We start from the raw sequence: 15,921 nt of genomic DNA, 5'->3' as shown, positions 1-15,921 counted from the left end.
CGCTTCTGGAAATCCTATCCGCCGATTGAAACGCTTTTCTTCACTTTACCCAAATCTCTGTGGATCTGTTCGGCAGGAACATTCTATAAAGAATCGATTTAATTTGTATATAGGGTCAAACCCAGTATTTTCGCGGGTTTCAGCCCTTTTCCTTGTAAAACAACCAATAAGAATGATTAAAAATTATACTGGTATGACCAGACGATTTTTTGACCATTTTCCGTTAGTTAGCAGCGTCAAAAAAAGGAAAAGTGCTTTTTTTTCGAGAAACAGGACTTTATTGCAGTGTGTCAATAAAAAGTCGCTTGACTGGAAATTGACACCCCATTTTCAGGGGTGTCAAAAGAAGTGTGCTCAGGCACAATCAGGCGTGTGCGTAAAGTGATCCAATACCCAAAAAACGGGACGCAGATCACGGCCACCGCGATGACGGAGTGGCTTGAGGAAAGGGCGCAACCATTGCCATTTTTTCAGCCGCTTTTGCGCCGCAAGCCAAACATGGTGGCAACCATTACGGCAGTACTGACCTATGGCTTCGATAATCATCTCGCGTCTGGGCCCCAGATAGCGATACAGACTGTGCACAAAGATCAGCAGATCCCGGGTTTGCTGCCTGAGTAAATCTTTACCCAGCTGACTGGCTTCGAAATCGATAAAGGTGACCTTCCCCTGTTGCCAGCCTATGTCCCGCAGTGCCGGCCGCCCATGGGCCAATTGCAGCTTATGCAATCCAGCCAACGCGCCGGCGGCATCATTCAAAATAGACTGTAGCGATGGCTGCTCTTCCACTGTCAGCCAACGGTTTAGCGTGATCCCTGCATCTTCCACCACCAGATAGTCATTGCCGGCATCAACCAAACGGGGCACCGGCGCCTGCTTATCCCCAAGTAACCTGAGGGCAGCGATTTCCCGCTGCAACGCCTGTTTGGGATCTGACTTCAGAATACGCATGGCTCCTTCAAGCTTTTCCGCCTGCTTAAGCCAATATTTTTTCCCGTGGTATTCAAATGGCGTGATGCGATTGCCACGATGATGTTGCAGTACATTGGATACGAGTTGAGAAAATTCTGCGTCTTCCACCTCTGGACTCCTTTCCCCAGCTGAAAGTGCAAATTATTGTGACGCTTGAGTGGAAACTCAATAAGAATTAAGTGTTATTCACTGACTTTTACCAAGATGACAATCTGTATTAACCACAAATTTACAGATATCCAGCTTTATTAAATCCTCCAGAAAGAATTTTAAAGACAACTGCCAACGGAAAAACAACAACGCCCTCAATGGAGGGCGTATGAAGGCGTTGAGCATCAGTTCTCTGGCTGCCAGGGGACAGCGCGATTTGCCAGCAGCACAGGGATCCCTTCCGTGATGGGATAGGCCAGACGATCGGCCTTGCAAATCAATTGCTGCGCCTGCTTATCATACTCCAGTTTGCCCTTGCACACGGGGCAGGCCACTATGTCCAACAGTTTTTTATCAAAAGCCATTTCTCTGTCCTTTCTTGTTGGCGGCGGCCTTGGCCACCGCAGCCACTAATTGCCTGTCGAATTCAATCGGGAAATTTGCCGTGACCGGCAAATACCACCAGTTGTCTTTGGCAAAGCCAAGGCACTTGATGGCATCTTTCTCCGTCATCAACAGCGGCAGCCCGTCACCGAATGCAACCAAATCTGCAATCGTCAGGGCCTGATGATCGTTAAAGGCCTGAGCCTTGTCCAAAATGAAGCCAAGGCCACCTAAAGTATCAAAAAATCGCTGTGGATTGCCTATGCCGGCAAAGGCATTGACCTGTTGCCCAGGTTCCGGGGCAGCTTGCCCGGCCGTCAGGCTTTGCAATGGTCCCGGCTCCAGGGTCATGGCCCACTCACCGGCCGAGGGTTTGCCGCCGTTATTGAGCACAAAGTCCACCTGTTTCAGACGCCACGGCAATTCTCTCAAGGGGCCTGCCGGCAGCAACCAGCCATTTCCCAGACGACGCTGACCATCAATGAGTGCCAGCTCTATATCCCGTCCAAGACGGTAGTGTTGCAAACCGTCATCACAAATGATGACATCCACACCACTGCCGTTAAGCAGGGCTTTGGCCGCAGCTACCCTGTCGCTGCCAACCACCATGGGCACACCGGTGCGCGCCGCTATCATGGCCGGCTCGTCGCCCACCTCGCTTGCCGACGCTCCCGACAGCACAGCACGAACACCCTTGATATCAGCGCCATAACCTCGGCTGATCACCCCGGGGGTAAAGCCCTCACGGCGCAACAACTCAATAAGATGGATAACCGTTGGGGTTTTGCCGCTGCCACCGGCGGTAATGTTGCCAACCACAATGACGGGCACAGGTAAGATGATGGTTTGTTTGACACCCAACCGGAACAGCAGGCGCCTAATGGCGCTCACCAGCCAAAACAACAGCGACAAGGGCGCCAGCAACCACTTACCGGGCTTGTTCTCATACCAGATAGCGTGGATCCACTGCTGCATATCAGCCACTGAACTGCATTTGGTACAACTTGGCGTACATGCCATCTTTGGCCAGCAGCTCGGCATGACTGCCGCGCTCGACCACCCTGCCCTGATCCACCACCAATATTTCATCGGCGCTTTCTATGGTCGACAGTCTGTGGGCTATTACCACCGAGGTGCGATTGTGGCGCAGGTTGTCCAGGCCCTGTTGAATGGCCTTCTCGGATTCGGTATCCAGCGCCGAGGTCGCCTCGTCGAGGATCAGCACCGGCGCGTTACGCAAAATGGCACGGGCAATGGCAATACGCTGACGTTGGCCACCGGAGAGCAGCACACCGTTTTCGCCCACCTGGGTATCCAGGCCTTCAGGCAAGTCTTTGATGAACTCCATGGCGTGCGCCAGGGTCGCCGCCTGCTCAATTTGCTCGCGGGTGACCTCACCCGGATAGGCATAGGCGATGTTATTGGCGATGCTGTCGTTGAACAGGGTCACCTGCTGGGATACCAAGGCCACCTGACTGCGCAGGTTCGCCAGTTGATAATCGTAGATACTGACATCATCAAGCAGGATATCGCCCTGTTCCAGGCCGGCATAAAAACGGCTCACCAGGCTGGCAATAGTCGACTTACCCGAGCCCGAGCGCCCCACCAGCGCCAGAGTTCGGCCGGGCTTCACTTCAAAGCTGATGTCGTCCAGCGCCAGGCGTTCCTGACCTTCATAACGGAATTTAACCTTGTCAAAGGTCAGCTTGCCGTTAACCCGCTCACAATGATAATGGCCCTTATCGCTTTCCGAAGGAGTGTCGAGCAGCTCGAAAACTGTGGTACAGGCGGCGATGCCGCGCTGGAATTCGGCATTGACCCGGGTCAGGTTTTTAATCGGTTGCAGCATGGCCATCATGGCAGCCAAAACTGTCGCGAAGGTACCGGCGGTCAACTCATGCTTGAGACTGTCAAGACTGGCGGCATAAATCACAAACGCCAGCGCAAAGGAGCCAATGATCATGATGACTGGTTGGCTGATGGCCTGGGCCACCGCCAGCTTCATGTTCTGATGGCGGTTCTGATCGTTAACCCTGGCAAACCTTTGTCGCTCGGTCTCCTGGCCACCAAAGGCGAGCACGTTTTTATGCCCCTTGACCATCTGCTCGGTCGTCGCCGTCACACCGCCCATGGCGGCCTGAATTTGTTTGGACACCTTGCGGAAACGGCGGCTGACGGTGGCAATCACCCAACCGATTAATGGCCCCACCACCAGGATACAAAGCGACAATTTCCAGGAGGAATAAAACATCAGTACCAGCATACCTATGACGGTAATGCTGTCGCGAACTATGGAGATCAGCGCACTGCCGGAGGCCCTGGCGATCTGCTCGGTATCAAAGGTGACCCGGGAAATCAGGTTGCCGGCATTTTCCTTGTCCATGTAGCTCACTGGCAGCGTCAGGTAGTGATTAAACACCTGCTGGCGCATGTCCATGATAAGACGGGCGCTCATATAGGAAATGCCATAGGTGGAGACAAAGTTGGCCAAGCCGCGCAGGGTAAACATACCCACCACCACGAATGGCGCCATCAACAGGACATCTGAGCCTGATCCGAAGCCTTTGTTGCCGTCCAATGCAAGCCCCTGCACCTGGGGCTTGGGAGCACTGAAACCATTATCGATAAAGGGTTGGATGAAGGCGATAAACAGGGCGTCCACTGCGCCGTAGGTAATGAGGCCAATCACCGACATCACAAAGATGGATTTCATCGGTTTGAGATAGCCCAGCAGGCGCCGGAAAACTACCCATACTTCATTCTTGGCAGATGTTGTCATTGAAAAGTCTGAAATAATAACAAAGGCTGCATTCTACTCCGGATTGGACGAGTCACCAACTCCAAAGCGGCGGTTATACCAAAATGGCGCCAGCTCAGTGCGATAGCTCCGCACCCGAACCTGTCTGCCATCAAACTCAAAGCTGAGTTGGCCACTGTCACCTGTGACATAAATGGCACTGCCAGCGGCCCGGTAACGCTCAACTATATCGGCTTTGGGAAAGCCATATCTGTTTCCCGCACCGGCAGCAAATACCGTCTGCTCGGGCTGCACCCGGGCAATAAACTCCTTTCCGGATGAAGTGCGGCTGCCATGGTGAGGTGCCACCAGCAAATTGACTGCAGGCAAATCAGCCGTCATGGCGAGTTCGGCTTCCCTTTCAATATCACCGGGTAACAACAGGCTCTGACCGCCCCCACCTATATGCAGCACACAGGAGCCGTTGTTTCCCACCCGCCCCGCTGGCTGCGAAGCGGGCCACAGAAATGACAACGACAGAGCATGCCATTTAAACGTCCCAGGCCTGCAAGGCTCGGCACCTTGCCAGGGGCCGTCGGAGATTAACCGGTCAACCGCCACATTGCGCTTAATCACCTCAAGCCCACCGGCATGGTCATTATCTTCATGACTGACAATCAGATAATCCAGTCTGGAGATGCCACGACTGTGCAGAAAGGGCACTATGACCCGTTCGGCATAGCTGAAGTCAGCACCAAAAGCTGCCCCAGTATCGTAAAGCAAAGCGCCATGCTGTTGTTCCACCACGACGGCGAGCCCCTGTCCCACATCCAGCACATGTGCGCGCCAGCTGTCACCGGACCTCGCAGCAACCAGGACCGCCAGCAACAAGGGCAACACAAAGACCCCGGCCAGCCACCGACTCCAGTGGCTATTCAGTCGCCACAGCGCCCAGGCCAGGGGCACAAACAGCAGCGCAGCCCCCTGCGCATCGGCCAGGGGCCACCAGGCCAGCGGCAATGTCTGGACTGTATCGAGCAACCAGACAAAGGGCCACAGCGCGGCATTGGCGGGCTGAAACAGCAGATCAATGGACAAATCCAGAGGCATCAGGATCAAGGCGCCCAACAGCCCCGCCATGGTCAGGGGGATCACCACCAGCGAGAACCAGGGCACCATCAACAGGTTCATCCACACGCCGTGAACGCCAAGCCCACCAAACAACAGGCCCTGCACCAGCGCCAGCCCCAGGGACAAGGCCAGCTGCAAACGTAAAAATTGCTTCAGCCGCATCCTTATGCCGCTATGCTCTGAGGCCACGGCATTCTCCACCGCCAACAAGATGATGGCGATGGCACCAAATGACAGCCAGAGCCCGGCCCCCAGAATGGCCAGCGGATCCCACAGCAGCACAAAGAACAGGGCCCACAACAGCCGCTCCCAAGGTGAGGCAAAACGTTTCATCAGGCTCAGCAGCATCAACAACAGCAACATTAACAGTGCCCGCTGTGTGGCCAGCCCCATGCCGGCAAGCCAGCCATAGCCAATGACAGCAAGGGCTGCAAAGACCATTGCCAGCAACAGATTCCGCCTTGTTGGCGTGGGGAAAAACCGCTGCAACATAAAAAATACCAAGCCATAAATCCAGGCTGCCACCACCGACAGGTGCAGGCCGGAAATGGTCACCAAATGGCCTGTGGCACTGGCCCGCAGCGCTTGCCACAGCTCCGGTGCAAACGCATTTCTGTCTCCGCTCAACAAGGCTTGCAGCAAATCCCTGTGACTGAGGGGCGCCAACCCTGTGTCGAGGCGGTTGACCAGGACCGTTCGAAATGCAGTGGATGGTGCCAGACGTTCGCCACTGAGCACTGTCGCCCGCGCCCCTATGTGTTTGGCAAGTAGCTGACGCTGGCCATTGAAGCCCCCCTGATTGAGCACGGAATCAATGGCTTTGAACCTGAGCAACAAGCGCCAACGCTCACCGGTTTGCACCAAAGGCGCTTCTTTCCAGGAAAGGCGCACCTTTTGGCTAACTCCCACTCCCGGAGGTAAAATTAATTGTGGTTTAACTATTCGAATATCTATATGCTGCCAGTCGCTCCTGCCACTGGCCGGTGATATGATTTCGGCCTCGACACTGACGGGCTCCTTGCCCCAATGATGATCCGGTTGGATAACGTATTGCACATAAAGACTTATCCAGGCTGCCCCGAGCAGGGCGCCGGCGAGAAGAGGTTTTTGTCTGAGCAGCCATGCCCCACCCAAAACTGTCACAGGGATGAGGTACCATGGCAATAACTGCGGCCACAGCAGCGCAGACAACACCAGGGCACAAAAGCCCAGCATAAATGGATTGGTCACAGAAGAAAGTTAAGACAGCATTTCAGCCTATGCCAAAAAAGTTTATTCAAAGGTTCATGCCCAAACCCGAGTCGCTGCGCGACCACAAGCATTTGCAGATTTTCGGCACCCTGCTGCACAAGCCCAATCTGTGGCATTTGAACCGTAAATCAGCACCCGGCGCCTTTGCCGTCGGCTTGCTTTGTGCCTGGGTCCCCATCCCATTTCAGATGGTACTGGCCGCGGCAATGGCCATCGTCTTCAACGTCAACCTGCCTGTGTCCGTGGCTCTGGTGTGGCTCACCAACCCGCTGACCATGCCGGTGATGTTCTACGGTGCTTACTTGCTGGGTGCCAAACTGCTTGGCCATACACCACAACAGTTTACCTTTGAGCTCAGCTGGCACTGGCTTGAATCATCGCTGGCCACCATAGGCCCGCCTTTCCTGCTCGGTTGTGCCGTGATTGGAATTATCAGCTCCCTGTTGGGTTATTTTGTGATCCACAACCTGTGGAAGTATTCGGTGCTGTTTAAATGGCGCAAACGCTATAAGTGACAGCCAATAAAAACGCGCCTTAAGGCGCGTTTTTATTGGCTGACAGTTGTCTCAGTCCAAGTCAATCCAGGTCGAGACCTGTATGGTTAAATCCTGCTTGGTCAATGCCGACTCAGCGACCCGCCAGGGCCGCTGCCGGTGCCGTTTTGCTGGCCTTGATGGCGGGATACAGGGTTGCCAACAGGCTCATAACCAGTGCCATCACACTGGCCCAGACCACATCCTGCCACATCAACTCCGATGGCAAAAAGTCGATGAAGTACACATCGGCAGACAGCAGTTTTACCCCAAACAGCGACTCAAGACCGGCGGCTAGCTGCGGCAGGTTCCAGGCAATGGTCGTCCCCAACACCACACCCAAAGCTGTGCCAAGCAAGCCACTGACGGCGCCGTGCACCATGAACAGCAACACTATGGCCTGACGGCGGATCCCCATGGTCATTAAAATGGCAATTTCGGAGGTCTTGTCACGCACCGCCATTACCAGGGTCGACACTATGTTGAAACAGGCCACGGCGATCACCAGCGCCAACACCAGATACATCAGGGTCCGCACCAATTGGATATCCTGATACAGGTGCCCCTGGGTGCGGGTCCAGTCACTCATGTAGACATATTGCTGCTGGCTGAAGCCCAGCTCGCGAATGAGCCTTGGGGCGGCAAATACATCATCGACGGCGATGCGCACCCCGCTGACACTGTCTCCGAATTCCAGCAGTTTGGCGAGATGGTCCATTGACACATAGGCATTACCCAGCTCTAGTTCACCGCCAAGCTTGAAGGTGCCGGCCAGTACAAACCTGTGACTGCGGGCGGCGCCCAGGCGTCCGGTTTTACCGGCTGCCAGATCCGGCACATACAGCATCAGGGCATCACCCGTTGCCAATCCCAATTTATCGGCCAGCGCCTTGCCCAGCACTATGCTGTCATCTTTATCACCAAGACGTTGCCAAACATCCGCCTCCATATAATTGGCAATGCCGGAGACCCTGGATTCAAACTCTGGACTGATACCAACCAGATTAAGACCCTGAAAGCCGCCCGGCCTTTGCACCAATCCCTGCAGGCGGATAAAGGGCGCCGCGCCGCGGATCCCGGTAATTTTCATGGCGTCGCTCGCCATGGCGTGCCAGTCCTGAATGGGTTCATTGACCCCGGTCAGCTCAGCATGGGGCACCACATCGAGAAAACGCCGCTCCAGCTCCCCCTCAAAACCGTTCATGGCCGACTGCACTATGATGAGCACGGCCACCCCGAGGGCAATACCTGCTGTGGAAGCAAAGGCGATAAAACTGATGAAACTGTTGGACTGGCGGGCACGGTAAAAGCGCCAACCGAGCCAGAAGGCCATGCTCAAGGGCATGTTATTGGTTTGGCTCATGCCGATACCGCCTGCCACAGACAACCGTCCTGCATCTTGAGCTGCCGGTCCATCCTGGCCGCCAGACCATTGTCATGGGTCACGACCACAAATGCCGTACCTAATTGAGCCGCCAACTCACGGATCAGGTGATAAACGGCGTCGCCGCTGTGAGCGTCCAGGTTGCCCGTTGGCTCATCGGCCAGCACCAGCTTGGGGTCATTGACCAGGGCGCGGGCGATGGCCACCCGTTGCCGCTCGCCGCCGGACAGCTCTGAAGGTGCGTGTTGCAGCCTGTGACCGAGCCCAACCCGCTCCAGCAAGGCCACGGCCTTGTGCTCCGCTTCCTGCTTGCCCTTGCCCGCTATCCGCGCCGGCATGGCCACGTTTTCGATGGCGCTGAATTCAGGCAGCAAATGATGGAATTGATAAATAAAGCCCAGATCCCGATTGCGGATCTGCGCCTGTCTCGCGGCACCAACGGCATAGATATCCTCGCCCCCTAGTAACACCTTGCCACTGCTGGGCGCATCCAGGGTGCCCATGATGTGCAGCAAGGTACTCTTGCCCGAGCCCGAACTGCCGACAATGGCCAGTTGCTCGCCGCGATAGACCTCAAGATCCACCTCACTGAGCACCCGGGTGTCTATGTTGCCTTCGCGGTAATGTTTGCTGACTTTATCGACCTTGAGCAATATGTCCTGCATCTGTCTCTCTCTTGCATGCCGACGCCCATGTCGGCAATTGGTGGGTGCCTCGGCACCCGATTAAATTCAATACGTTATTTATCGCGTGGCTTATTCGTAGCGCCCTTTATTCACAGCGCCCTTTACTCACAGCGCCTTTTATTCATAGCGCAGGGCTGTAGCAGGTTGCACCTTGGCGGCGCGCAGCGCCGGATACAGGGTAGCGCCGAGGCTCAAAAGCACTGTGCCCGCAACGATAAGCCACAGCTGCGACCATTGCAGCACCACCGGCAACGGCTGCCCGGGGCCCAATACGGAAATGCCCAGGGTGTCCAGAATGGGATTGATATTGAAGGTCATCACAGTGCCCACCACCAGGCCCAACAGCAAACCAAGCAAGGCGTTGAGTGAGCCCTGCACCATAAAAATGCCCATCACCGCCAAAGTGCCCAGTCCCTGGGTGCGCAGCACGGCCACATCCGTGGTCTTGTCCACCACCATCATCACCAGCGCCGACACTATGTTGAAAGCCGCCACCGCGACTATCAGGCTCAGCATCAGCGACATCATGTTCTTTTCCATCTTGACCGCGGAGAACAGGTGGCCGTAACTGTCACGCCAATCGCTGATGCTGACCTCCTGCCCCACGGAGTGTAATTTGTCCTGCAATTTTGGTGTCAACGCGGCCACGGCGAAGGGGTCGTCCAGATACAGACGCAGACTGTCTATCACCTGCGCCGGCCGGCGCATCAGGCGCCGGGCATCCGCCAAATGCACGAAGGCGCTGTTGGCATCCACGGGCGAGCCCATCTGGAACACCCCCGCCACCACAAATTTGCGCTGACTTGGCACAGGGCCCAAAGGCGAGTAAACCACACCATCGCCGCTCAGCACCCGCACAGTATCCCCCGGTGCTACATCCAGCTGATTGGCCAGCACAGAGCCGAGAATGATCTGGAACTCGCCAGGCTCCAGGGCATCGAAGGCATCCGCATAGCTGTGTGACATCACTGCCGACAACTGTCGCTCCGCGTCCGGCACTACGCCCTGCAGCTGCACCGCACTGATATTGCTCGGTGACTGCAACATGGCCTGGGTTGCGGCAAAAGGCACCACGCCACGCACCCCGGGAACTGCCAATATGGGTTCTCGCAGAGACTGCCAATCCTCGAATCCCTGCTCCTGCTGCAATATGAGTTGCGGTACGGCCCCCAGAATGCGCTGCTTGAGCTGATCCTCAAGGCCATTCATGACCGAGCTGACCAGGATAAGGGCGGTCACCCCGAGAAAAATGCCACTGACGGCAAACAGGGTAATAAAAGAGGCAAATGCATTGGCCTTGCGCGAACGCCAATAGCGGTAGCCGATAAACAGGGCTGGCGCTGGAGTCATGGGACCTTGGGGGCTTCCTGGGCAGTGATCTTGCTAAATCATTAAGATGGGCACGATAATAGGGACAATACTCCGATAAATAAAGAGGCAAGCCTTGCAAACCGATCCCGATGCCTTCTTCAGTGTGCCTCATACCTTCCGTATTTATGCCCGCCCCTGGACCGAGCCTGCGCTGCCGGACGATGCCGCCCTGGCGGAACTGAGATCCATGGGCATGCAATTGCTCAATGAGGCCAAGGCCCTGGAGGCCACCAGTCTGATGCAGTTACGGCAACTGGGATCCGATACCAAGGCCCTGGTGGACTACCTCAAGCTGCAGTCGCGCAAGGTGGATATGGTGCTGCATTATGTGCTGGCCAACGATCCCCACGAAGGTGAGCCCCTGGCCGGGCTGCGTTTCGGCGGCAGTGGTGTCACCCTGCGCTCACCCACTGCCATGGCAGATGGCAGCCTTCAGCTGCTGACCCTGTATATCCGCGAAGAACTGATTGCCCTGCTCTGTGTCGCCGAAGTGCGCCACTGCGTGCATGAGGATGATGGCTTCCGGGTGACCCTGGAATTTGTCGCCATCAGTGATGCCGATACCGAACAACTGGTGCGCGCCAGCCTCAGCGTGCAACAGAAACAGCTCAAGCTGCGCAAACAGCAGCAGGAAGGCTGATCCAGCACAGGTTTAACTGGCACAGCCGGGGGCAAGTCACTACAATGCCCCCAGGTTTTTGACAGAAACATGCTGCTTACTCAATGACTTCATTTCCGGTAAACCAGCCGCCCAAGGCCCCCGCCAACGGCAAGCTGCTTTCTCTGGCCGCGCCTGTGGGCGTTGGCCGCGCCCTGACACTGGCAAACCTCGCCAAGGCCCACACAGGCACCAGTTTGCTGGTCACCGCAGATACCCCTTCGGCCCTGGCGCTGGAAGCGGAACTCACCTACCTGCTGCGCCACGACGATCTGCAGGTGTGCCTGTTTCCGGACCGGGAAACCCTGCCCTACGACAGCTTTTCGCCGCACCAGGACTTGATCTCCCAGCGTCTGGAAACCCTGGCCAGCTTGACGACCGGTAAACGCCACCTGGTGATAGTGCCTGTAACCACCCTGATGGTGCGCCTGCCGCCGGTGTCATTCCTCGCCGGCAATGTGCTGATCCTCAAAAAAGGCGACAGATACAGTCTGCAGCAGATGCGCCAGCAACTGACCGACACTGGCTATCATCTGGTGGAGCAGGTCTATGAGCACGGCGAATTCGCCATCCGCGGCGCCATTTTGGATCTTTTCCCCAGCGGCGCCCGAGAGCCGCTGCGTATCGAGCTGTTCGATGACGAGGTGGAATCCATCCGTTATTTCGATCCCGAGACCCAGCGCTCAAGCACCGAGGTCGACAGCATCCGCATGTTGCCGGCGCGGGAATTCCCCACCGACAGCAGCGCAATTGAAGGCTTTCGCCAGCGCTACCGCCGCGCCTTTGAGTCCGTGGTCAATGCCCCCGAGTCCGTGTATCAGCTGGTGAGTCGCAACCTGATGCCGGCGGGTATCGAAAACTACCTGCCGCTGTTTTTCGACAGCTGCGCCACCTTGTTCGACTATCTGCCCAAGGACTGCCAGCTGCTGACCGTGGGCGAGCTGGAACAGGCCGCCAATCATCATCTGGATGAGGTGAAGAGTCGCTTTGAGGACAGACGGGTCGATCCGCTGCGGCCACTGCTGCCGCCCCAGGATTTGTACCTGCTCACCGAGCAACTGTTTTCCGCCTTCAAGGCCCTGCCCAGGATCCAGCTGACTGCTGATGCGCCGCACACCCTAGCAGCCGGTGCCTTACCGGATATCCGCGCCAATCACAAACTGCGTCAGCCGCTGGAGGCGCTGCAGTCCTTCGCCCAAACCGGTCCAAGGCTGCTATTTATCGCCGAATCCGAGGGCCGGCGCGAGGCCCTGACCGAGCTGCTGGCCAAGATAGAACTGAAGCCAAAACGTCTGAGTCACATAGATGAGTTCTGGGGTTCGGATCTCGACTGTGCCATAGCTGTAGCTCCACTGTCCCAGGGTTGCCTGTTGCAAGGGCATGAGTCAAAAGATCTCGCCATCATCTGTGAAACCGAGCTTTTTGGTGAACGGGTGTCGCAACAACGGCGCCGCGATAAGCAAAAGCAACTGAGCCAGGATCTGCTGATTAAAAACCTGGCCGAACTCAAGGTCGGTCAGCCTGTGGTGCACCTGGAACACGGGGTCGGTCTTTATCAGGGGCTGGAAACCCTCGACACTGGTGGTCTGGTGGCCGAATACCTGACCCTGGAATATTCCGGCGGTGACAAACTCTATGTGCCGGTCGCCTCCCTGCACCTTATAAGCCGTTATGCCGTGGGCGGAGAGCAGGAAGCCAGCCTCAACCGGCTCGGCAATGAAACCTGGGCCAAGGCCAAACGCAAGGCGATTGAAAAAATCCGCGACGTGGCCGCCGAGCTGCTGGATGTCTACGCCAGACGGGAAGCCCGTCCCGGCGAGCCCTGTAGTTTGGATGAAACCGAATACGCCCAGTTTGCCGACGGTTTTATGTTCGAAGAGACAGTGGATCAGGAAAGCGCCATCAAGGCGGTGCTCGATGATATGTGCCAGCCACGCGCCATGGACCGCCTGGTGTGCGGCGATGTGGGCTTTGGCAAGACCGAAGTGGCCATGCGTGCAGCCTTCCTCGCTGTCAGCAACAACAAACAGGTGGTGGTGCTGGTGCCCACCACCCTGCTGGCCCAGCAACATTATGAAAACTTCAAGGACAGGTTTGCCGACTGGCCTGTGACCATAGAGGTGATGTCACGTTTTCGCACCGCCAAGGAGCAAAATCAGGTGCTGGCATCCCTGGAAGCCGGCAAGGTGGACATAGTCATAGGCACCCATAAGCTGCTCAACAGCGAGGTGCGCTTCGACGCCCTGGGGCTGCTGATCATTGACGAGGAACACAGGTTCGGTGTGCGCCAGAAAGAAAAAATCAAGGCGCTGAGAGCCAACGTTGACATACTCACCCTGACCGCAACGCCCATTCCCCGCACCCTGAACATGGCCATGTCCGGCATGCGTGACCTGTCCATCATAGCCACGCCGCCGGCCAAACGTCTGGCGGTCAAAACCTTTGTCCGTGAATACGATAAGGCAACCGTGCGTGAGGCGATTCTCAGGGAAATTCTCCGCGGCGGCCAGGTCTATTACCTGCACAACAATGTGGAAACCATAGAGAAAACTGCCCAGGAGATCCGGGAGCTGTTGCCGGAAGCCCGGGTGGTCACGGCCCACGGCCAGATGCGCGAGCGGGATCTGGAACGGGTAATGTCGGACTTCTATCACCAGAGATTCAACGTGTTGGTGTGTACCACCATTATCGAAACCGGTATCGACGTGCCGAGCGCCAACACCATCATTATCGACCGGGCCGATCACTTCGGTCTGGCTCAGCTACATCAACTCAGGGGCCGGGTCGGCCGTTCCCATCACCAGGCCTATGCCTATCTGATGACGCCCCACCCCAAACTGATGACCCAGGATGCCCGCAAGCGTCTGGAGGCCATAGACGCGCTGGAGGATCTCGGTGCCGGCTTTATGCTGGCGACCCAGGATCTGGAGATCCGAGGTGCCGGTGAGCTGCTGGGTGATGAGCAAAGCGGCCATATTTCCAAGATTGGTTTCAGCCTGTACATGGAAATGCTCGAAGGTGCGGTCAAGGCACTCAAGCAAGGCAAGGAGCCGTCCCTGGCCCAGATGCTGGGGCAGCAATGTGAACTGGACTTGAGGATCCCGGCGCTGTTGCCGGAAGACTATGTGGGTGACGTCAATATGCGCCTGTCGCTGTACAAGCGCATCGCCGGTTGCGACAGCGAGCAGGCCCTGGATGAGATGAAGGTGGAACTGATTGACCGTTTTGGTCTGCTGCCCGATCCGGCCCGTAACCTGCTGGAGCAGACCCTGTACAAGCATCAGGCCTCGCGTCTTGGGGTGACCAAGCTGGAGATGCACAGCCGTGGCGGCAGTCTGGAATTTGGCGACCAGCACGACATAGATCCCGGCTTCATCATAGGTCTGCTGTCCGGTCAGCCACAAATCTATCGAATGGAAGGACCAAATAAGTTAAAGTTCAGCCTGCCGTCAGAGACCCCAAAGGAAAGGCTCGACCTGGCCAAATTGCTGCTGGAGCAGCTGTCTGCAAACCGTCTTGGAGATAAACAGTGATCCGTCACCTAGCGTTGTCCTCCGTCCTGGCCCTGGTGCCGGTGGCGCAATCCCATGCCGAAGCCTGGTTCGAGGTGGAGGTGCTGCTGTTTGAACGCAATCAGGCCAGCAGTGAGGTGTGGCCCGAGGAGGTAACACTGCCGTCGCTGACCAAGGCCAGGGATCTGATATCCCCCCTGGTGGTTCAGGAACAAGCTCACCTGGCAGAAGGCATGGAACCCTGCAGCGAGGCCGAGGCGGCCCTTGACCCACTGCTGTGTGAAGCCAGGTATACCCACAAGACCCTGCATTACCCTGCCCAGGCCCCGCTGAACATTGCCGCCGAGGCCGCCCCCGAAGTCAAGGACAGCGACGGCGCGGTATTGATGGATGCTGGCCACAGCCAGTTTGCCGAGGTGATGAAGACCCTCTCCCGTGAACCCGGACTGAAGCCGCTGCTGCACCTGACCTGGCAGCAATCCATGGGTTCCCGCTACCAGGCGCTGCCTGTGCGTCTCTATGGCGGTGAAAACTTCAGTGACAGGTATGCGCTTAATGGCCTGCCACTGAGCGCCATCGCTGAAGAACAAGCACCGCTGGAAAACCTATCCGGCACCACGATTGATAACACGGCTGCAGAAACCACAACCGACAACATGGTCGACAACTCTCTGGCGGCCCAATTGGGCGCAGTAACCGACATGACAGCTGACACCGAAGGCACCACAACCGAGCCGCAGTCACAGGCATTGGCCAAGTCGGATCCCGAGCCGGTATGGCAGCTCGATGGTACCCTGAACATTTATCTCAGCCACTATCTCTACATAGAGACAGATCTCAGGTTAAGAACGCCAGGCACCCGCCAAGTGCCGCAGCTCTCCATGACAGTGGATGATGTCCCTACAACAACAGACATGTCACCTCAGATGGAGCAGCAGGCCTTCCTGTATGCCATTTCCATGGTACAAAATCGCCGGGTACGCAGCGGTGAAATACACTATTTCGATCATCCCAAGCTAGGCATGGTGGTGCAGATCCGTAAGATGGCCCAGCCCGGCAGTCAGGAAGAAGTCAAAGAAGAGCTGGAAGAAAACGACGAAGAGAGCATCGTCGAAGAGGATTTACCTCAGCAATAGCAGAACACTCGGGGAG

The 15,921-nt window shown here is 56.6% G+C and carries 12 protein-coding genes; 4 read left to right on the top strand and 8 right to left on the bottom strand.

Annotated features, from left to right (window positions below; all coding sequences use genetic code 11):
* Nucleotides 1-354 precede the first annotated feature (354 nt).
* From JYB85_RS07115 to JYB85_RS07095, 5 genes are all read right to left on the bottom strand, one after another.
* The gene (locus JYB85_RS07115; RefSeq protein WP_207381628.1) at nucleotides 355-1,080 is read right to left on the bottom strand and encodes a phosphotransferase; all 726 of its coding nucleotides are present in this window, start codon (nucleotides 1,078-1,080) and stop codon (nucleotides 355-357) included.
* Between the two features lie 227 nt (nucleotides 1,081-1,307).
* Complete coding sequence (locus JYB85_RS07110) at nucleotides 1,308-1,487, bottom strand: Trm112 family protein (protein ID WP_207381627.1); 180 nt, start codon at nucleotides 1,485-1,487, stop codon at nucleotides 1,308-1,310.
* Nucleotides 1,477-2,481 carry a tetraacyldisaccharide 4'-kinase gene (gene lpxK, locus JYB85_RS07105; RefSeq protein ID WP_207381626.1) on the bottom strand — a complete coding sequence of 335 codons (1,005 nt, stop codon included), beginning with the start codon at nucleotides 2,479-2,481 and terminating at the stop codon, nucleotides 1,477-1,479. Before lpxK ends, JYB85_RS07110 begins: the two co-directional genes overlap by 11 nt.
* Nucleotide 2,482: 1 nt before the next feature.
* Entirely contained in the window at nucleotides 2,483-4,285 is a 1,803-nt protein-coding gene (gene msbA / locus JYB85_RS07100; protein ID WP_207381625.1) for a lipid A export permease/ATP-binding protein MsbA, read from the bottom strand.
* Between the two features lie 33 nt (nucleotides 4,286-4,318).
* Nucleotides 4,319-6,604, bottom strand: a complete 2,286-nt coding sequence (locus tag JYB85_RS07095; RefSeq protein ID WP_207381624.1) for a DNA internalization-related competence protein ComEC/Rec2 — start codon at nucleotides 6,602-6,604, stop codon at nucleotides 4,319-4,321.
* A gap of 29 nt (nucleotides 6,605-6,633) precedes the next feature.
* Between JYB85_RS07095 and JYB85_RS07090 the strand changes: the two genes are divergently transcribed.
* Nucleotides 6,634-7,140: a DUF2062 domain-containing protein gene (locus JYB85_RS07090; protein ID WP_207381623.1), complete on the top strand. Its 507-nt coding sequence runs from the start codon at nucleotides 6,634-6,636 to the stop codon at nucleotides 7,138-7,140.
* A 112-nt stretch (nucleotides 7,141-7,252) separates the two neighbouring features.
* Here JYB85_RS07090 and lolE read toward each other — a convergent pair whose 3' ends face one another.
* The 3 genes from lolE to JYB85_RS07075 all read right to left on the bottom strand — a co-directional run bounded on the left by lolE (nucleotide 7,253) and on the right by JYB85_RS07075 (nucleotide 10,578).
* On the bottom strand, nucleotides 7,253-8,521 hold the full coding sequence (lolE, locus tag JYB85_RS07085) for a lipoprotein-releasing ABC transporter permease subunit LolE (RefSeq protein WP_407695879.1): 1,269 nt from the start codon (nucleotides 8,519-8,521) through the stop codon (nucleotides 7,253-7,255).
* Nucleotides 8,518-9,207, bottom strand: a complete 690-nt coding sequence (gene lolD / locus JYB85_RS07080) for a lipoprotein-releasing ABC transporter ATP-binding protein LolD (RefSeq protein ID WP_207381622.1) — start codon at nucleotides 9,205-9,207, stop codon at nucleotides 8,518-8,520. The genes lolE and lolD overlap by 4 nt, the downstream gene beginning before the upstream one ends.
* Before the next feature lie 138 nt (nucleotides 9,208-9,345).
* Nucleotides 9,346-10,578 (bottom strand): lipoprotein-releasing ABC transporter permease subunit, encoded by a 1,233-nt coding sequence (locus JYB85_RS07075; RefSeq protein WP_207381621.1) that lies wholly within the window; start codon nucleotides 10,576-10,578, stop codon nucleotides 9,346-9,348.
* 94 nt (nucleotides 10,579-10,672) lie between these two features.
* Here JYB85_RS07075 and JYB85_RS07070 point away from each other — a divergent pair, with 94 nt between their 5' ends.
* The 3 genes from JYB85_RS07070 to JYB85_RS07060 all read left to right on the top strand — a co-directional run bounded on the left by JYB85_RS07070 (nucleotide 10,673) and on the right by JYB85_RS07060 (nucleotide 15,905).
* Nucleotides 10,673-11,239, top strand: coding sequence for a hypothetical protein (locus tag JYB85_RS07070; protein WP_207381620.1), 567 nt, complete (start codon nucleotides 10,673-10,675; stop codon nucleotides 11,237-11,239).
* Nucleotides 11,240-11,322: 83 nt separating this feature from the next.
* Nucleotides 11,323-14,790, top strand: a complete 3,468-nt coding sequence (mfd, locus tag JYB85_RS07065; protein WP_207381619.1) for a transcription-repair coupling factor — start codon at nucleotides 11,323-11,325, stop codon at nucleotides 14,788-14,790.
* Nucleotides 14,787-15,905 (top strand): peptidoglycan binding protein CsiV, encoded by a 1,119-nt coding sequence (locus tag JYB85_RS07060; RefSeq protein WP_207381618.1) that lies wholly within the window; start codon nucleotides 14,787-14,789, stop codon nucleotides 15,903-15,905. Before mfd ends, JYB85_RS07060 begins: the two co-directional genes overlap by 4 nt.
* The last annotated feature ends 16 nt before the right edge of the window (nucleotides 15,906-15,921 follow it).

The organism is Shewanella sedimentimangrovi (genome assembly GCF_017354965.1).
GTDB classification, from domain to species: Bacteria; Pseudomonadota; Gammaproteobacteria; order Enterobacterales; family Shewanellaceae; genus Shewanella; species Shewanella cyperi.
Note: the sequence above shows the minus strand (reverse complement) of the source record. Positions and strands in the feature narration are given on the sequence as shown.